This is a genomic window from Gordonia sp. NPDC127522, from assembly GCF_042672305.1.
Lineage (GTDB): Bacteria > Actinomycetota > Actinomycetes > Mycobacteriales > Mycobacteriaceae > Gordonia > Gordonia hongkongensis.
The window spans coordinates 126,612-146,015 of the sequence record NZ_JBHXVK010000009.1; the positions used below are offsets into that span (position 1 = coordinate 126,612).

The following is a 19,404-nucleotide window of genomic DNA, read 5'->3' on the forward strand; positions in this document are numbered from 1 at the left end:
ACCTCTCTGACTATGAGATCGGTCTAACGAATCCAAGAATTGGGAATCATCATGCCCGGCGTGAAGACTATCTGATTTCCACCGCCGAGAAGCACGCCACCTGAATAGATTTCCTGAGGCGCGACAGCTCCCTCGAAGTACTTCGTGCCAGCCGGAACTTCAATCCTGGTCACAGCTGTGGCTTGATTCATCCACTCCGGGTTCAGTGCGCTATCGATACGAGCCTGCAAAGGTCCGCTCGGTTCAGTCCGAGTCCAGAACTGACCAAGAGGACGTCCGCCTTCTGTGTACGTCCTGTACAACGTCATCGGACTCGTCGACACTCTTTCTGTATAGCTGCCACCTCGGAATGTTTCGGCCAACCACTTTTCCAGGGGCCCATCTACGTGAGGACCGTATCTCTTGACCGTTTCATCGCCAGAGCACGGGGTGAGGCCGAGTGGGTCGATAGTGGCGGTCGGGTCGGCGGGATAGGTGTGCGGGTTCGGCGCGGGCGCCAGCCCCAGCGGGTCTGGACTCAGATACCTTCCGGTCCCCGGTTGGTAGTACCGGTAACGGTTGTAGTACAGCCCGCTCTCGGAGTCCGCGTACTGACCGGGAAACGCCCACGGCGTCGACGAGCCCACCCACGTGCCCTCGCCGTATAACGTTCTTGCCGCATGCCCGGCGACTTCGCCGGTGTGCGGGTCGACGAGTGTTGTTGGTGTCGCGACCTGATCAGTGATGATCGCGAAGAACTCTCGATCGACTTCAGTTTGGGTCCACTCGACCGGCCTGGACGGCGCGAACGTAGGTGACCCGAGGTTGAGGCTCACGTCCGCGTCGGGTGCGCTGTTCCTTTCGTCAGCACTGTCCGACGCCATTATCGTTTCTGTACTGCGTGTCTGCGCCAGAGGTGTGTACGCGTAGGGCGCGAACGTCCAGGTAGTCGCCGTGAGGCCCGCGTTGGTTCCGGCGTCCGATGCATCCGGCACTGACTCTGTCTGCTCAACCAGCTGCTCGCCGTGCCAGTGGAACCGAGTGACTGCCCCGGTTGCCGTGTTGGTCTTGCTCAGTCGACGTCCCAAGTGGTCATAGGTGTACGTCCAAGTCGTGCCGTCGGGAGTGGTCACGCTGCGTAGCCGATTGTGCGCGTCCCAGACGTAATGCCACACATCAGGTTTGCGCGACAATCGCCTGCGACTCATCGTGGTGAGGCGGCCCGCGGGGTCGTACCGGTACGACGTCCGGCCGTCATCAACGAGCAGGGTGCCGGAGTATCGCCAGCGGGGACCCTTCGAGGCTCGGCTAGCGCCTCGCACCTCAGGGAACGGAGGCTGGCCGGCGCCTCGCACCTCCGGGGACGGAGATTGACTAGCGCCTCGCACGTCAGGGAGCGGGGGTCGGCTTGCGCCTGGCTGGCCAGGTGGCGGGGGTTGGCCGGAGTCTTGCGCACCGGGAGGCCTGGTCTCTGAACGCGAACCCGAGATCCCGTAGTCGGTGATGTTGCCGGTCGCGTCGTAGGTCAGTTGCTCAGTGCCACTCGGACTGACCGCAGCGGTGATCCGCCCGAGAACGTCGACCTGGTAGTCGGTCCGGCCACGATCAGCGAGCGTCGTCGTCGAAGCGGAGAGGATGCCGTCGGCGCGGTAGGTGTACTCGGCTCGTGCGACGGTGCGTTCCGGTCCCCCGCCGGACGGCCCGCTCGAACCGAGGTTCAGCGTCGCCGGGTTCGCCGAGACCGCCGCAACCGACCGTCCCACCAGCCGACCGACCGGATCCCACGACGAATCGATGGCTGTGCCCTCGAAGCGTCGACGCTGCTCGCGACCGGACGCGTCGGTGGTGATGTCACAGGTACGACCCGCCGTCGAAATGAAGTCGAGCACCCCGCGCGGGTCATACCCGTAGCGCGTGTGCACTGCGGTCGGCGTCGTCACCGATGCCGAACGGCCCGCGCCCGTCCAACCAGACTCGATGACCCAGTCGGCAGATCCGTCGTTCACACCGGTCAATAGCGGCATTCCCGCCGCCGTGTACGTCGAGTGCCACCGTCCGAACGCGCCGACGACACTCTCCGGCCGCCCGGCGAGGTCGTAGCTGTACTCGGTGACCTCCCCGTCGAAGTCGGGGTTGAGCGGGTCCGAACTGCGTTCAGCGACAACACGACCGGCTGCGTCGTACTCGAACGCTACAGTCTGCCCGGCCGCGTTCGTCCGCGTAGCGAGCCGTCCGCCCGCGTCGAAAGTGTAAGTCGTTGTCGCGTTGTTGAAGTCGATCTCGGACTGCAGCGAGCCGTCCGGGTTGTACGAGTAGCTCCACACCAGACCGTCGGGGTTGGTGACCGCGACGAGCCGTCGTGCGGTGTCGTAGGTGAACGCGGTTCGCGACCCGTCCGCATCGATCCGCGCGACCGGCAGGTCGTAGTGGCCGTACTCCCAACGCGTGGTCGCGCCGACGGGATCGACGAAGGCGACGCAGTTGCCCTCGCCGTCGTACTCCCACCGCGACTGTCCACCATCGGGAGCGACGTGACTGGTCCGATTCCCCATCGCGTCGTACCCGACGGTGGTTCTGGCGCCCTCGGCGTCGACGACCTCGACCGGCCGCCCGAACGCGTCGTATCTGATCCGCGTCGTGTTGCCGAGCATGTCGACGATCTCGGTGGGGAGTCCGGCCGCGTTGTTGCGGTAGCGAACCATCACGCCGTCGGGATCCGTGAGCGACGTCAGCGCACCGTGTTCGTCGTAGGCGTACGACGTGACCGCGCCGGCATTGTCGGTCACCGTCAGCGGACTTCCACTGTCGGTGTACGCGATACGCGTGGTGACCGGACCCGGTTCGACGATCCGATCCGGCCGTCCCGGACCCGCGTAACTCACTTCCGTCGCAGCGCCGTCGGGTCCGACGATCCGCTCGACATCACCGAAAACGTTGTAGTGCAGTCGTGTCGAGAGTCCATCTGCACCGGTGAGCACCATAGGTTGTCGACTGTCGTTGTAGTCGGTCCTGGCGATCCGACCCAGCGCGTCGATCTCCTGCCGCACCCGATTGTCTGCATCGATGCCGTACAGCGTCGTCGCGCCGACGGCGTCGGTGTAGGTCGTCATCGACCCGGGGCCCGCCGTCCGCAGCCTGTAGTCGAACCGCCCGGACCACACTCCGTTCATGCCGGACTGGATGGTCACACGACCCAGGTCGTCGTACCGGTTCCAGTACTCCATCCCGATCGAGTCGCGCCACCAAGTCATTCGCCCGGCCTCGTCGTAGCCGAAACGCGTTGTCGCACCGACGGCGTTAGCCGACGCCGCGAGATGGCCGCGGTGGTAGGTGAACGTACACAACTGCTGGTCGGCCGGAACGCCGTCCACCCCGGCTACCAGGCGGTACCCCAGGATCCGAGCACCGTCGCACTGCACATCGACGCGGTAGCCGGCGGAATGCTCGACCGCCGAGGGTCTTCCGTTCTCGTCGAACACGAAGCGGATGCGGTTGTGATGACGGTCGGTCATCGCGGAGACTGCGATGCTCCCGGCCGCGACGTCGACGCCGTCCAGTTCCGGGATCGGTATGAAGAACCAGCTGACAAGCGTGCGGACATGGGTCAGCTGGTACCCGTCCGTCGCCGTTGATCGCAGTTCCCAGTCGGTGTCGTTCACGCTTCGCGACACAGAGTCAGCCTGCGGCTTCGGAAAATTGGTCATCGTGCCGTCGGCGTCAACGACGGTCACCACGTCGTCGGAGACGATGGCGCGGGCGTCGAAGGTGGACGGGGTCGTCGGTCCGAGCCATCGACCCCACCGGTAGCGCGAGCGATGCCGATGTGTGAGCCGCAGCGGCAGAACGCCGGGCAGGTCGACGTCGGTCAGCGGAAGGAAGTACTCGCCGGTTGCGACGTTGACCGGCTCGCCGTTGCTGCGGCACTGCTCAGGCGACTCGTTGCCCTCGCTGGTGTCGGCACGTTCCCTCGAGCCCGAGTCGGTGCGTTCGGGGTGAGCGGGGTCGATCGGTTCGCCGGTGTCGTTGTCCGGGGCGGAGTTATCGATGTCCGGGTTGTCGCCGTCGGGTCGATTACCTGGGGCGGGGTCGCGCGGCGACGACGGTGCATCGGGGCTTGCCGGACGTGGGCCGGCCGGTGACGGGCGTTCTGGTGTGAACGGGCGGTCGGGAATCACTGTCGGCGGGATCGGACGGTCGTCGAGTCCGGTGCGCGGCGGGTTGGGTGTGGTGTCCGGCGTGTTCCGCACGGCGGGTTCGGGCACGTGATGGGTGTTCGACGGAACCGGACGGCCGCGGTCCAGGTCGCGCGGTGCAATCGATTCCGGTGTGGTGCGCGCAGGCGGCGTGCGGTCCGGGGTCTGATCGGGTGCGCGCGGAGGTGTCGTAGGAGCATCCGCACGCGCCGGGGCGCCGGGACCAGCCGGCGTCGGAGCGGGTTTCGATTGCGCGGGATCGGGTGTGGCGTGTGGCGTCGACACCGGAGGGTGCCCGGCGACCGGTGCTACGGGTCCGGCTGCAGGGGCGTCAGCGTGTTCGGGCGTGCGCGTCGGGGTCTCGACGACGTCGGGTCGACTTGTCGGCGCGTCGGGATGGATCGGGGCCGGCGTGGGGCGTGGACCAGACGCGTCTGAGTCGGGTCGCGTGTGAGGTGTTGTGGGACTTGCTGGTTCGTCGGCTTTGGGTGGGTGCCCGCCGATCGGCTCGTCGTGCCGGGTTGGGGTCCGGTCGACGACGGACTCGTCGGGCTTGGGCGCCGACGGTTCATTGTGCGTCGGGTTCGGTGCGCCGTCGCGGTCGACGGCGTTGTGCCCGGGAGTGGTCTGGCCGGGTGAGTGGTCGCCACCGGGTGCGGCTGCGGGAGTGGTGGTGTCGCCGCGGTTAGGTCCGGGCGGGTCGTCGTCACCCAGGTTTCGTGGTCCAGATGGATTGTCCGCGGGTCCCGGCGTGGGAGATCCCGGCCCGTCGGAAACGGGCGAGGGAGCGGGCTCAGGTTTCGGAGCGGGAGCCGGGGTCTCGGGACTGGGTGTGTGCTGGCCGGGGCCGTCGACTGGTCCGCCGGCGACGGGCTGATCCGGCGACGCCGCGTCAGGGCGCGGCGCGGGCGGTTCGGGCGCTCGCCCGCTGGGCGGAGTGTCGACGGCGCTGGGAGATGGTGCGCCGGCGTCGGGGGTGGGGCCCGGATTCGGTGAGCCGGCGGGCGCCGGTGACTCGACAACTGGAGCGTCCGGTGCGGGACCGTCGGCTCTGGGGACGGGAGGCGCGTTGTGGTCGACAGCGAGGTCGGGACCTTGTCGTCCAGGCAGGTCGGCACTGGGGCTGGCGCCAGGCGTGTGTGGCGACGATCCGTGTGGCGCGGGCGTCGGGTGTGGTGACGCGGGCGGGGCGTCTGGGTGACGTGGTGTCGGGTTGATGTGTGGAGTCGGTGACGGGGTCGGTGCGTTGCGGCTAACTTTCGTGAACCCAGTCAGCAGGTTGCCGCCCTTTGGCCCCGGCGCGATCATCATCACCGTATTGCCGATGACGTTGCCCAACGCTTGGGACGGATCCGTCGACCATCCGGATCCTGCGAAGTTCCGGACGAACTCGTCGGGATGGGCTACTTGGTGAACAATCCCCGCCACCATTTCCGCACTTCTGCGCGCATACTCATGCGGATTGGCGATGTTGTACGGGTTCTGGGGGCTCAGCATGGTGATCCCCTTCACGACCTCGGTGACCGACCCGATGAGACCTGCCTCGAAGTGGTTGAACCCGGTGAGCGCGGCGATCCCGACATCGCTGGCGGTCATGCGCGCCTGGTCGAACGCGGACGGCATCGGCGGTGCCATGTTCGCGGCGTCGCTCAGTTCGGCCTTTACGCCCGGGGCCGACGAGTTGCGATGGTCGCGGCCGACTTTGAGGACTCGCTCGGCCTCGGCTTTGTATCCGGGCCAGGGGTCGGGTCCCGGATGAGTAGGCGGGGTGTCGCGTCGATCGTGTTTGTAGTCGTCGAGTTCGTCGTTGTAGATGTTGGCCTTGGCCACCCACTCGTCCCGTTTGCGCTCGCCCTCTTCCCAGATGCGCACGGCCTCGGCCGCTTTCTGTTGAGCGAAGGTGACGACGCCAGCCCAACCAGTGAGTGCTGCAGCAGCTTTGGAGGCGGCATCACCTGCTGCGAACCATGGTGGAACCTGGCGCCCGATTGCGGCGCCGAACTCTGTTGCACCATCACCCGACCAGTCCCCCACCGAAAGGGCGCGCAAGCCCTCGCCAGCGGTGATGAAGTTCCCGGCAAAACCCGTGAACTTCTCAGCGAGCGAGGTGATCGCGGCCGGATCACCAAGAATCAGCTCCTTGGGGTCTTTGGTCTCGTCAAGATTCTTCTCGTCGGGAATGGCACCCAGCGAGTTGGCGACGTCGTCACCAAAGTCCTCGACGTTGGTGGCGATGCTGTCGAGGCCGACGGCGCGCAAACCGCCGCCGAGGAGCTCAGTCGCGTCGTCGACCAGACCCCCGAGGAACTCCTTGCCGCCTTCGAGCGGGTCGAAGAGACCCATTCAGTTGGACTCCGGCGCCGGTGGTCTGCCCTTGGGGCCGGAGTCCGTCGAGTCGGCGGTGAAACCGTCGCGCTCGAAGCCGTCCATCGCGTCGGTGAAGCGAGACGACGGGTCGACCGAATGACCTGCGATGGTCTCGAGGTCCTCAACCAGCGTTCCTACGAGCTGCTTGGCAAACTGTTGGTGCTCCCTCGTCTCTTCTGGCGTCAGCGACCACTGCGGGTCGGTGATGGCGTTCTTGTTGTGCTCCCACAGATCGCCCCACGACATTCCTTTGATCTCGTCCGGGGTAAGGCTCGGGTCGCCGATCAGGTCCATCGTGAAGTTCTTGAGTTGGTCGCCCGCCCATTTCTCTTCGCGCTCGTAGTGGCTGGCCCCGAGTCCGAGTCCTCTCGACAGCTCAGCCGCTCCGGTGACCAAAGCGCGAACACCCCACTCCCAGCGGTCGCAGTACTCCTCGAGTCCGCTCTTCGGGTCGGCATGTCCGATAGTTCGGCCGTCGAGGTCGAGGTCCCCGTATCCGCGACCGAGCGCCGCGCTGTAGTCCGATCCGACGCCGGTGTCGGCGAGTCCGTCGATCACGCCGTTGATGCCGGTACTGGCCTTGTCGAGGGCCGAGGGCTCCACGTGCAAGTTTTCGGTCATCGGACTACCTCGCCCTCGTCGTCGTAGTAGCAGTGCGGTGTCAGCTCGCGGGATGGCGGGAACGTCATCGTCGACGGTGTCGCGGGATCGACGACGAGGCCGGTGGGTTCCGGGGCTTGGTCCAGGACTCGGTCGATCAGCGCATGACCGGGGACGTCGAGGTAGCGGATCTCGTCCAGGTCCCGGTCGGTGAGTTCGGCGAAGTCACGCAGGCGTTCCGGCGTCGTGAACGCCAGCATCCAGGGGATACCGGCCTCCACCAGCGTGAACAGGCGTCCGTGGAGGTCGAGAGGGACAGCGAGGGTGGCATCGCGGAGGGCATCGTAGAGCCGAGGTGGATCGCCGAAACCGGACAAATACGCCCGCACCTCATCGACATATGTCGTCATCACCGGACTCCCCCGCAGTCATCACCGTGTGCCGGTTGATGCTAGATCATGAAGGTGGGGTTCTCGCGGTGGTGTCCACAGGGTCTGCGGGGAACTGACCGTACGACCATCGAAGATCCCAGTGCCGAGGCCCCGCGGTCGGCGTGGGACCACGGTCCTGTGAGCGTGGGGACCGGACTCCACTGTCCGTTCTCCGAATGCGTACTCCGCGGGTATTGGAACTACCAGCTGTGTTTCGATCCGATCGCTCGTGTGCCCTCGTCCACAACATGTCCGATAGGCTGGCGAAATTCGCCAGGCGAGCTAATCTGTTGCGCGGGGTCGGGCGCAGGTGGGCGCCTGGACGTAAGGGGGGCTTCGTGACATCACCGTTCTCAGACGGCACAGTGCCGACATTCGACGCTCCCCCAATGCCAGTTAGCCCACACGGTGAGCTCACGCGCCTACGTTCGGAAAGAGCGCAGTGGGAGCGACGGGCGGCAGTTGCGGCTGATGCTGTGGCAGAGCTAGATACTGCACTACTGACCTTAAACAGGGCGGTGAAGGGAAACTACTTCGGCGACTGCGTGGAAGGGCTCGGAGTCTACGAGGGGTTGCGTCGCGCGATATCCTCGCTATCGGACGAGATCTCGTCTCGGTCGGATAGGGCCAACCGTCTGGCCTCGCAATGCAGGTTGGCTGCGTCAGAGATCGAATCCGCAGACACCGAGGGTGCCGCAGGTTTTTGATGTCTAGTTTCAGAGCGCGCAGAAAATGGGCATCGGCGAGTGCGATCGCACTGGTGCTCGCATGCACAAGCTGTACGACGGTGAACGGTGGTCCGGTAGCGGGGACTCCGGGACCGACTGCTACTTCTTCTTCGGCCCCGAGCATCCGACAAACCGACGGATCGGGACGTAACCTCCCCTTCGTCACTGAATTCAGAAATCGGTGGAACATCAACAACAACGGTTCCCCCTACGAACCGTGCACTGAAGTCTCCGTAGATGTGGTCCGGCAGTTCGGATTGGACCCATCGTCAGTGCGCGATGCCGCGGCTTCTGACTTTCAGACTGTTCGGGGATGTGATTGGACTTTAATTGAGGATGGACGTTCGTCGATTGCGCAATTTGTCGCGAATATCTTGCGTCCAAACGAGGGTCTCACTGGGCACAAAACTCTGAATCGGGCGGGGACCACGTGGTTTCCCGACATCGAGGTCGAAGGGCGGCGTGTCCTCGTCGAATCGATGATGGCGGGAGAATGTACCGTCTACGTCCAGTCCGGTACTGCCGTAGTCATTACCTCGGTGACGAGATTGGGATTCCGCCGTCCCGCAACTGAAGCGGTATGCCGTGAAGCCACGGACTTCCTGCGCGCGACTATTTCCGAGATACCGGTTTAACCCTCGGCACACCGAGTCATTCGCCCTAACGGGCAACGGTAAGCCGGGATGCTTGAAGGGAGCCTTCGAGCGCCGCGCGCACGATCATCGCTTTGGGTCGGCGGGCATCACCGCTTCCTTCCACTGCGCCAGCGAGGCGTGGGGATCGGCGCTCGAACGTCCTTCTCGACCTGTACGGGATCGAGTCTGTCAATCCTCCTCGACCTCCACCCCATGCCGAACTGCGAACTCGGCGAGGCCGTCGTCGTAGCCCTGGCCGACTGCGCGAAGGCGCCAGAGGCCGTGACGTCGATAGATCTCCGCGATGATCATTGACCGTTCAGTCGTCGCGGCGTCTAAAACTGCTGTTGCGAAGGTGAATTCGGCCGCGTCAACCGTTACAGAAATAGCGCCGACATCCCCGAAGGTTGCGTCACCGTCGATTGCGGCTCCGATCGTGATCTTCTCGATCTCGTCTGAAGCCGCGGCGAGGTCGATGCTCAGGCCTTGCTCGCGGTCACCGTCGATCGACAGTCGTGCGACACCATCTGGACTGGCCGGTTGGTTGTAGAAGACGAACTCATCGTCTGACGGGACTCTCCCGTCACCCGCCAACTCGAATGCGACGACGTCGACTTCGGGGCCGCGGGACGAGTTGCCGTGCGTAGACGTCCACGCGACGTTGACTGTGAATCCATCCAACCCCTGCGGAATGTCGACGACGGCGCCAGCGGACAACGAAGTCGGCGCGGAACTCGCTTCCGGGCAGCCGTCATCGACGCCCTGCGGTTCAGCTATTGCTGGGTCGCTGGTAACAGCGACACTCGAGACATGATGGGCCTCAAGGACCGGGAGACCCCGATCCCGCGCTTTCGAGAAGCGACCGTCGGCTTCTCCCCCAGTCAAAACAAGAACGTGCGTGACTGCAGCCGTCAAGTTGATGGCGGGCACAGCACCAAGCTGGACAAGGCGTGCCCGCACCGCCGTCGCGTCGCTGTGGTGTCCTCCCAGCACGAGAACCCGTCGACCGGACCACGGCAGTGAACTCGACGCCCGTCGCGGGGGTGTCCCGCGAGTCCGGGGCGGCGAAGGAATGACCTCTATCACCGGAACCGATTTCAGTGTGCCGGGCACGACGCGCTCGGACAACGAGAGCGCAGTCGCTTCATCAACCAATGGGATTCCCAGTTCTTGGGCGCGCTGCAACTTGCGGCTGTCCGGTGCCCCGGGATTGGCGACTAGCAACCCCGTCTTGCCGCTCACCGCGTTCATCACGTCCAATCCTGCATCGGCCAGACGACGAGCCAGCTCGAGGCGAGGCGCATGCGTCGGTCCTGTGATCACGACTTTGGTGCCCTGGATCAGTCCCACAGCCGAGTCATAACGGCCGGGGTCGGTCCACGGGCAAGGCACTCTGGTGACCTTGTCTGGATACGCGCGAGTCGCAGCACCGCACGCGACGACGGGCAGTGGCATTCCCAAAGTGCTTGCAAGACCGGTACTCCGTCGAAACACCTCCAGCAAGGTTCGCACGTCATCGCCGGCGTCGTGGGCGGCTCGTTGTGGGACCGACCAGTGTTGAGCAAGTGTCGAGAGTTTGGCGTTGGGGACGTCCAATTGGAGCCGCCGCGTCAAGGTGATGGTGCACAAACGATGAGTGATCGGGAGAGTAACCCCTGCTCGTCGCGCCTCCTCGACGAGGAAGCCGTGGTCGAAGACCGCGTTGTGCGCAACCAGCGTCCGACCTTCGAGCAGTTCACGTAGGTGCTCCACTGCAGAGTCAAAGGTCGGCGAACCGTTGAGACGCTCGCGCGTAAGGCGATGGATGTGAACGGGACCCGGATCGCACCCGGGGTTGAACAACGACGAGTACTCGCCGACAACGTGTCCGTTTGCGTCCAACGCGATCGCGGCCAAACTGAGTACACGGTGCTGACGCGAACTCAATCCGGACGTCTCGACGTCGACAAGCGTCCAACCTCGCCCTACAGATGACACAGCAACCCCGCATTCGACAGCTCGACTGGTGCATCCGGCAGGCGGATCCTCGGCCAGCGGACGGGCCAAGGGCGCAAGGCGCATCCGGACAACTCGGTCACTGTAGCGGTTGGCCAACCGACGGGAGGCAAACCGAGGATTCGAACCACAAGTTCGGCACAGAACTCGATTCGTCTGCGGGCCTACTGCTTCCGCGACCTGGTGACGGGTGTCCATCCAACACGCGAGGCGTTGTAGTCCGTTCGGACCAACCGCGACGGTGTCGGCCATGTCCGATACATTCGGTTCGTTCCCACGCAGATGGAGGTCCGATGTCCAACGAACTCGTCCAGGTACCGGTGTGGACGCTGGCCACAGATGAGGCGGATATCCCCGCAGTCCTGAGCGACACAGCGCTGACTCCTGATCGGCTCGCGGGCCTTCGCCGTGCGCTCGCTGAGTTCAGCGAGACGCCCCTGACGACGCTGGAGGCTCATGCGGCGCCCGAGTCACTCGATCGGTCGAAGGGTATCCACCTGCACGGCGTGAGTCCTTTGGCGCAGCAGTTGTCTCAGCTGGTGAAGAGTACGCCCAAGGTCGTTACGGACGGCGGTGAAACGCTGTACCGCATGGTCCTGCCGACCAAGGTTGCGGCACAGGTAGCTGGCGGCATGGTCAAGCCGATGGCGTCGTCGACCGTCGCGGGCGGCGTGCACAGCGCGCTCACGAATGGGTCCAAGATCGCCGCGCAAGCATCCTTCGTACCTGTCACTGCGGGAAAGGCCGCCGCGGCGGGTGCCGCGACAGGCTCGGCGACGACGGCGGGAGTTGCCGCCGCCGGCGTCGGTGCGCTGACCGTCGCCGCTCCCCTGGTCTTGATGGCTGTAGCTGTGGGCGTGAGCGCATACGCCGACCAGCAGCGCCAAAAGACCCTCGAACGGATCACTGAACTACTCGAGAAGCTTGTCGCCGACAATCTAGAGTCCGAGCGGCACGCGTTGGAGGCCTGCCGGGGTGCAATCCAGAAGGCGACCTCGATCGTGCTCGACGAAGGGCGCATCGGAGTGACCCTGGGACTGGACTCCGCGGTGTTCGCGATCGAAAACGCCGTGTCGAAAGCCGCATCCCGAATCGCCAAGTGGGAGAAGGCCCTGCAGACGTTTGACAGTGACAAGGTCGAACTGAACCACCTTGCGAAGGCGATCCCGGGTGTCGAGGCAGCAGACAGCGAGTTCTACGTCCACGTCGAGCTTGCCCAGCTTGCTATCGCGATGAAGCGGCGAGTCATCGTTCTCCAAGCGGTGGAGCACGCGCAGTTGTCGGAAGGGAATCCGTTCGAACGCTTCGCTGCGGTGCTGCATAAGGAGCAACAAGATATCGAAGCAATCGATCGCCGCCTTGACGGCGTCTTGCTTCGCCTGTCAGCGCTGCAACTTGACCGGTCTCACGGCATCCGCGACATCATGTTCTCCTCCGGCGAGGTGGACAAACTGCTGAACACAACGCGTCGACTGCGCGATCTCGGGCAGACGGTGCAGATTGCCGGACGGCAGTCGGAGGTCACCATCGACATGGTTCAGGAGAAGGACGGTTCGGTGATCGTCTTTCCTGCGATCGCCTCGTAGGGGTCAACGATGGGGCCGGTGAACGGACGCAACGCGGACCCCAATGTGGTCGCGGCGAAGATGGCGCGGATTCGGGAACCCCACGTAGCGCCACTCAACGAACTCGCCGATCGGGTACCGACACCGAAGGCCTACGTCGAGGTGAGGTGCCCTACGTCGACCCCGACTCCGGCGGCGTGAACGCCCGGATGCTCGTGCTCCTGGACAACCCGTCGACCAAGGCCGAATCAGATAGCGGCTCGGGCCTTTTGCGTCTGGACAACAACGACCGGACCGCGCGGAACTGCCGAGAGGCGTATGCGCGCCACGGAGTCGGCTGGGGCGATGTCGTCCACTGGAATGTGGTGCCATTCCCGGTTGCCGGTTTGAAGAACGGTGGATCGACCCCGGCGGAGCGGGCACGCGGGGCCCGTTGGACCCGGGAAGTAATAAGTCGGCTCCCGAATCTCGAGATCGTCCTGCTTCTCGGTGGTTCTGCTCGCGATGGTTGGCGTCGTGCATCCATCACGCGCGCCGGCATCTACGTGCCGGCAGGCAAGATTCCGCACTGTTCGATGCGCGGCTTGAACACCGCGGGCGGGCGCGAGCGGTTCGAAGCCGCGATAGCCGACGTATCGACGAGACTCATGCTGGCCTGAGCACCTACCTGGAACGGATGAGGACTGCGGTGACGTTCGGCCACCGGCTGCAGTCGTAGCTTCGGGACGCCCACACGGTTTCGACCAGCATGGGCCAATGCGCTGTGCAGCAGAATCTCTCGCTGCCGTCGAACCGCCCTATTGTCATCGCATGACGACTGACACGCATGGTGCGCAACGAGTGTTGCGAACACGCTCCGCGTCCACACCGTCCACGGTGTGGCTGGCCACCGGACTGATGATTACCGGAGCGAGCATCCAGCTCATCGGCATGTTCCACGCGCTCTCGTTGGTCGAGGCAGTCAGGGAAGAAGCACGTCTGCGGCAGTCCGTTCTCCTCAGTGACGGATCGACTTATCGGAGCTCTGACGCACTAGGTGTCGCGAGCGAGACCGGGACCAACGTCGCGACCGGTTTGATCGTCGCGTCCTGCCTCGCTCTTGCCGGGCTCTGGCTGTTGCTCGCGTACGTCAACCTACGCGGTTTCCGCTGGGCGCGCGTGGCGGCCACCGTCATCGGCGCGGTAGGCATCGTCTCCGGGATCACGTCCGTAGCAACCTATGACAGGTCAGTGACCAGCACGCTCGACGTCCTGCTGTTGGTCATCGAAGTCGCCGTACTGAGTCTCCTGTGGCTTCCGCGTTCAGCGCCCCACTTCCGCCAGAAGCGACCTGACAGTCGGCCAACGCCCCGCTGCGTTTCGGCACGGTCGATGATTCCGGCGCGTTTGGCAGAATGCGGGCATGGTCGAACAAAGCATCTGGATGCAGAAGTCCGCCGCCGATCCCAACCACTCCAGCTGGTACGTCGAACGCTTCCGCACCCTGGCGCGCGAGGGTAACGATCTGGTCGGCGAGGCTCGGCTCATCGACACGATGGCGTCGCGCGGGTCCCGCATCCTCGACGCCGGGTGTGGCCCGGGGCGCGTGGGCGGGTACCTCGCCGAGGTCGGACACGACGTCGTCGGCGTCGACGTCGACCCGGTCCTCATCCGGGCCGCCGAAGAAGACCACCCGGGCCCGCGCTGGCTAGTGAACGATCTCGCCGAGCTCGATCTCCCCGCCCGCGGCATCGACGAACCGTTCGACCTGATCGTCTCGGCCGGCAACGTGATGGCGTTCCTCGCGCCGAGCACCCGTGTCACCGTCCTCGAGCGGTTGCGCGCACATCTGCGCGACGACGGCCGCGCGGTGATCGGGTTCGGCGCCGGCCGGGACTACGCGTTCGACGAGTTCCTCGAGAACGCAGCCACCGCCGGCTTCGCTCAGGACCTGCTCCTAGAGTCCTGGGACGTCCGCCCGTTCAGCGACAAGTCGGAGTTCCTCGTGGCGGTCTTGCGGCCCGCATAGAGGTCACCTGCTTGGCATCTGGAATGCCAACCGTGAAGAGCTATGAGCGACACCCCGAATCAGCCGTCGGCGGTCCCGAACGTCCCCTCAGTGATCTCGACGTCAGGCGACAGCGGCTGCCGCATCCGCCAGCGTTCACTCAGCTTCGACGCGGCGATCTTCCACTCGCCGTCTTCGACGACGTACTCGTCGTCGTACTCCCCCAGCATGACCGTCTCGGTCCGGTCGAGCAGGTTCACCTGTCGGAAGCGCAACGACCACCGCCCCGTCGCAGTCGTCTCGCTGGTGAGGGTGATGTCGGGATGCATGCCGTGGTGCATGTCGAGGATGGCGAACCGGCCGTCGACCTTGTGCAGTGCGACCCGCCGGAAGATGTCCGTCAGGGCGTCGGCATCGTCGAAGGTGCCCATCGGCCCGTTGTCGATCCGTGCTCCGGTGCGGACGAAGCAATTGCGAAACGCGTCCACGTCTTTGGCATCCGACGCTCGCCAATAGCGGTACTTGAGTCGCTCGATCGCTGCGACGTGATCATGCTCCGAATCAGTCGTCATCGTCATCCGTTCTCAGCTGCACAGGCCCCGCCCGCGGTCCGCTCGGGCGTCAGGGGCAGCGTATGTCCGATCGCACCAACCTCACGCGGATTCGCGGACACCGACCGGGCTGGTCTGCGGAAGGCAGCGCTCGCCCCGAGGATCCGGACGCTACCGAGAGTTCGGGCACATTGGCCCCGCGGACGCCAGAACAGCGCGGCGTCATCCCGCAGCTGCAAGGCCGACCGAATTGACAGTGGTCGATGCGACCATCTGTGGGTTATGACGGGTTTCAGTCCAGGTCTGCGTTCGTCGTCAATCGCCTTACCGCCGTCGCTCTCTCGCACCACGAGCAGCGTCGTCGCCTCCGCTTCGGTAACAACACGATCGAGGCGGGGAGGAAGGAAGACGGCTGAAACTCTCTGCTGCGCCCAATGTCGGGGTCGTCGCCCACGAAGCCGCCGATGAGGTGACCGTGCTGCTCGAACTGCAGGCACCGGCCGGTCCCGTCACGGACCGGACACCGACAGCGTTCCGGGTCGTGCTCGACTGGAGCGGGTCGACGTCCGGCGCCCCACCGGCCAGCGCACGGAAAGCGCTTGCGCGCGTGGTCGCCCAGCTCGACCCGAGCGATGTGTTCGGGCTGGTCACGTTCGACGATTCGGCCGACGTCGTGGTCCCCGCTGGTCCACTCACAGACAAGCAGCGCGTACCGTTGCAAGTCGCATCGTTCGGCACGGTGAATCGACCAGCCGTCGTCGACGACACCTGGGCAAGACGTAGGCGATCAAGGTCGGCCAGTGGGGCGTTACGGTGGGACACTACGACCTTTGAGTTGAGCGGTGCTTACCTCTATGCCGTCCGCACTTCACTCGGAAGTCATCTACATGTCATCCCGCCACGCCGTTCACAACCTCCCCGGGAGCTACAGCTAGCGCTATGAAGTCGCACGTTTCGGCATTGCCAGGCCGGCGATACCGACAGGCTTTCCGGGTGCGCCCGCGGTCTTCTTGTACCGGCTCGCCTAGTCGCGACGCTCGCTCCGTACGTTCGCTCGGCGCGAGTACGCACCAGGCGCATCTGGCAGTGGGCTGGGCGAGCGGACCGGGTACTGTGGTTGAGCGGCTGGATGCCGGCCATAACAGCGGTGAAGGGGAAGACTCTACATGACAGAACCGTCGCACGGAGCAATGCTCGACGTCCCCCTCCTCGGAACCGTTGGCGAACTCGGTCAGAGCGAGCTTCGCCTCGCGAGACAGTTCGATGAGTTACATCAGCTCATCTACGCCAGGGGTGGAGTCCGCCCAACGAATGCGGCCATCGAAGAAGTCGCCAAACTCGTATATATGCGTATGTGGACAAGTCGGATTTCCGATGGCGCGTCACTTAACGAAAATTCTCTATCAAAGATATTTTCCCGCCACCACTCTGCCCCGGACGACGACTTTGTTGACCTCGTCAAGCAAGCGTTTGTCTTTGCCAATAAAGATCAAACACTGGCCGCCCAGGATCTTGACGGAAGACCGAGATCGTTATGGCCGGTCGACGAACCATTTCGTATGTCTGATGAAACAGTAGTTCGCGCAGCGATCAACCTTGTCGAAGATGTCGTTTCCGATCAGTCTCGAAGTGTCGCAGACCCGCTCGGGACCGCGTTCGACGCATTTCTCTCGGGACGATACGACCACGCGGGAGGATTGGGAACATACCTCACGCCGAGTAGCATCGCGCGCTCAATGGCGGAGGTCGCGCTAAGCTTCTGTAATCCAGTCGACGGATGGGACATTACGGCGCCCGTTGTTGCCGACCCCTACTGCGGCACCGGTCGATTCTTGGTTGCAGCATTCGAGGCATTAGAGTCTCGCCTGGGCTCTGCCACCCTGGACAAACTTCTAAATGGCGGGCTTCTCGGCGCTGATCAGTCTCCCGGCTCGGCAGCTAAGGCGGCGCTAAACCTGTTCTTGTACGGCGCGACATCTCCGCTTGTCTTTCCAGTGGCGGACTCCGTAACCGAGAGCGACCTCGACCGGCTTGAAGGAACCCTCCAACTCATACTCACTAACCCACCATTCGGCGGTGGCAAGTATTCTGATGCTGAAGGCATCGAGCGTACCCGTAATCGGATACCGTCCCTTTCGCGCGCGAAGGCGATAGACCCGGCACTCGCATGCACTATACGCGCATTTGAATTGCTCCGGCCTGGCGGAATCCTCGGTATAGTGCTACCAGACGGGATTGTTGATGGACGTCATTTTGACGAGTTTTTAAACTCGTCCTCGGATGCTACCGTAGTTGCAAATATTAGCCTGCCGACATCCTCTTTCGCCCTCAGCGGAACAGTCGCAAAAACTAGCGCAGTTTTCATCAAGCGCACCGATCATGTGCGTTCGAAGAGGACGATTCTTGCGAGGGTCGAACATGTCGGCTTTCTACGGCAGGCCGGCAAGGCTGCTGCCGACCCAAGCGGGTCGGACCTTCCCGCCGTTGTTGAGGCTGTGGGTCGCGCGACGACACTTAACCCACTGAGTGCGCCATTTTTCGTGGTAAGCGACAAGCCATTGGTAGCGTCTGTCGCAACCGAAGCGATCGTCAGTTTAGACCCAAGCAGAATCGATCCCGGCGCTCTCGCAGCGCGCGAGCGATTGAACGCTTCTGGCGCGATCAAGCTCGGCGAATTCTTAACTACCCGACGACGTCAACTCCAGAAGAAGTCCGACCTGCCGCGACCATTTCTATCCGTCTTACACGTCGACGCACTGGGTGTAGCGAGTTGGCACGATGCCGATAGGTATACGCCGACGACCCCTGGGCAGATTGCCAATAAGGGCGAAGTCTTGGTATCGCTCTTAAACCCTTCCAAACTGCGCGCTACCGTCGTTCCGGATGAATACGATCGTGTTGTCTGTTCGAGCGAGTTCGGCGTCTTTGTTCCGAATATCGACCCGTACGCAGTTTTGGGATTGCTCTATCAGCCTGACGTCCAGGCACAGCTGCGGCCACTCGGAAGAGGGACTTCTAGCTCACGCCGCAGGATCAACCCGTCAGACGTATTAAATCTCTATGTACCTGCACTTTCCAGTGGCGAGCTGGACGCGCTGAGCGAAACGGTATCTAACGCGATTGACCAGGTCGAGAGCGGCCGTCGGGTTCTGTACTCGACTTACGGATTGCCGAGCGCCATTCAGACGTCCGACGACTGACCAGACGATTGGATTAGATAAGGCGAATCTGCAGCGGCTGAAATCCAAAAGGAGTCGATCTGACTACGCGATTCCATAGTCGTCAGTTCACGATTTTCCGTGCCCAATGAAAGCGCCATCTACAAACTTAGCCCCTCTCTACATCAGTCTTAGGTTCCAGATCTGTAGCTTTCGCTTCACTAGCCGAGCTAGACTCAATGACGGACTCCTGCTCTTCTGCCAGTACACCTGGGAAAAGCCGGTCAACGACGGCTATGTCCGCCACAAGGTCTGCGGCCCCGGTTAGACGACTAGGCCTCGCACTGCGGCCTCCATACGGCAACGCGCGCGTCTTACCCCGCACCGGGACCACCGTCTCTGGCAACTCAACCGGCCAGCTCACGTCAAGTAAACCTCTATCGGAGCGCCTGATTCGAGCATCAAAGAGAAGAACTTCGGACATATCGAGGTTACCGAGTGTATTTACGATGATATTGTCGTCGTAACCAACCGGGGGATGCAGCTGCAAATTATATTGACTCCCCGATTTCTGCTCCTGATACCTCATGAAGAGGTCTCGCCAAGCAGTGTCGTTTCGCGAGTCTACGAGCCACGAACGGATCCGAATTGCTCTCGGTGAATTTGGGTCCGTCGCAGATCTATCAACCAGAAGATAAAAGAGATAGGGTGATTCTAGATACTCGTCGATTGCGAGAGATTTTCCAACTTTGAGTCTAGCTGAGTCTTGGCTCGGAGAGTTCATGTTGTGATTCCAACGCGGTCGGTCGACACCAGAAATGCTCGCGGCAGATTTGACTTCACTGCCATCAGCTAAGTCGTCGCCCTTCCCTCGGAATCCTTGACCAGGCTCCCTCAAGACGATCGAGGCGATAAACTGCGCGATATAACCAGTATCAACTTGCGCAGACTGGCCGGTTAAGGCCGCCCATTTCTGGAGAGTGACATGGAGATCGCCGAAGAAGTCGACGAACATCTCTTCCAAGAGCAGAACTTGCTGCGCATACGTCAGTCCGTGGAGCAGTTGACGACGTGCGCGAATTCCTTTTGCAATCGCGAGTGCAACTTCTTCTTTCATTCGGCGTAATCCCTTCTTTCAAGCTGATCGCTGAACTGTTTCAATGCAGATACTGACGCCGGAATACCTTAGCTCTCGTATTTGATTTGTGAGAACAC

The 19,404-nt window shown here is 63.2% G+C and carries 10 protein-coding genes and 2 pseudogenes; 6 read left to right on the forward strand and 6 right to left on the reverse strand.

The features are described from left to right. Window positions 1-23 precede the first annotated feature (23 nt). Genes ACFVHY_RS15960 through ACFVHY_RS15970 form a run of 3 tightly spaced genes read right to left on the reverse strand, consistent with a single transcriptional unit; the run spans window position 24 to window position 7,549 of the window. A complete protein-coding gene (locus ACFVHY_RS15960) occupies window positions 24-6,515 on the reverse strand; it encodes a putative T7SS-secreted protein (RefSeq protein WP_390273530.1) in 6,492 nt (2,163 codons plus the stop codon). Continuing rightward, window positions 6,516-7,160: a hypothetical protein gene (locus ACFVHY_RS15965; RefSeq protein WP_390273533.1), complete on the reverse strand. Its 645-nt coding sequence runs from the start codon at window positions 7,158-7,160 to the stop codon at window positions 6,516-6,518. Next, window positions 7,157-7,549, reverse strand: a complete 393-nt coding sequence (locus ACFVHY_RS15970; protein WP_390273536.1) for an SseB family protein — start codon at window positions 7,547-7,549, stop codon at window positions 7,157-7,159. Before ACFVHY_RS15970 ends, ACFVHY_RS15965 begins: the two co-directional genes overlap by 4 nt. A gap of 727 nt (window positions 7,550-8,276) precedes the next feature. Between ACFVHY_RS15970 and ACFVHY_RS15975 the strand changes: the two genes are divergently transcribed. Further along, window positions 8,277-8,933, forward strand: a complete 657-nt coding sequence (locus ACFVHY_RS15975; protein ID WP_259936511.1) for a DUF3558 domain-containing protein — start codon at window positions 8,277-8,279, stop codon at window positions 8,931-8,933. 189 nt (window positions 8,934-9,122) lie between these two features. Here ACFVHY_RS15975 and ACFVHY_RS15980 read toward each other — a convergent pair whose 3' ends face one another. Next, window positions 9,123-10,829: a TerD family protein gene (locus ACFVHY_RS15980; protein ID WP_390273539.1), complete on the reverse strand. Its 1,707-nt coding sequence runs from the start codon at window positions 10,827-10,829 to the stop codon at window positions 9,123-9,125. A gap of 392 nt (window positions 10,830-11,221) precedes the next feature. Here ACFVHY_RS15980 and ACFVHY_RS15985 point away from each other — a divergent pair, with 392 nt between their 5' ends. From ACFVHY_RS15985 to ACFVHY_RS15995, 3 genes and pseudogenes are all read left to right on the forward strand, one after another. Beyond that, entirely contained in the window at window positions 11,222-12,514 is a 1,293-nt protein-coding gene (locus ACFVHY_RS15985; protein WP_390273541.1) for a hypothetical protein, read from the forward strand. Between the two features lie 9 nt (window positions 12,515-12,523). Beyond that, window positions 12,524-13,152 (forward strand): annotated as a pseudogene (locus ACFVHY_RS15990) (uracil-DNA glycosylase). Between the two features lie 743 nt (window positions 13,153-13,895). After that, window positions 13,896-14,501, forward strand: coding sequence for a class I SAM-dependent methyltransferase (locus ACFVHY_RS15995; RefSeq protein WP_390273543.1), 606 nt, complete (start codon window positions 13,896-13,898; stop codon window positions 14,499-14,501). A gap of 59 nt (window positions 14,502-14,560) precedes the next feature. Here the strand turns inward: ACFVHY_RS15995 and ACFVHY_RS16000 are convergent, their stop codons facing one another. Continuing rightward, window positions 14,561-15,052: a nuclear transport factor 2 family protein gene (locus ACFVHY_RS16000; RefSeq protein WP_390273545.1), complete on the reverse strand. Its 492-nt coding sequence runs from the start codon at window positions 15,050-15,052 to the stop codon at window positions 14,561-14,563. A gap of 391 nt (window positions 15,053-15,443) precedes the next feature. Here ACFVHY_RS16000 and ACFVHY_RS16005 point away from each other — a divergent pair. Next, a pseudogene (locus ACFVHY_RS16005) lies at window positions 15,444-15,758 on the forward strand (hypothetical protein); the annotation flags it as partial. A 439-nt stretch (window positions 15,759-16,197) separates the two neighbouring features. Next, window positions 16,198-18,231, forward strand: coding sequence for a class I SAM-dependent DNA methyltransferase (locus ACFVHY_RS16010; RefSeq protein ID WP_390273547.1), 2,034 nt, complete (start codon window positions 16,198-16,200; stop codon window positions 18,229-18,231). 127 nt (window positions 18,232-18,358) lie between these two features. Here the strand turns inward: ACFVHY_RS16010 and ACFVHY_RS16015 are convergent, their stop codons facing one another. After that, window positions 18,359-19,306: a MamI family restriction endonuclease gene (locus ACFVHY_RS16015; protein WP_083229432.1), complete on the reverse strand. Its 948-nt coding sequence runs from the start codon at window positions 19,304-19,306 to the stop codon at window positions 18,359-18,361. Window positions 19,307-19,404 lie beyond the last annotated feature (98 nt).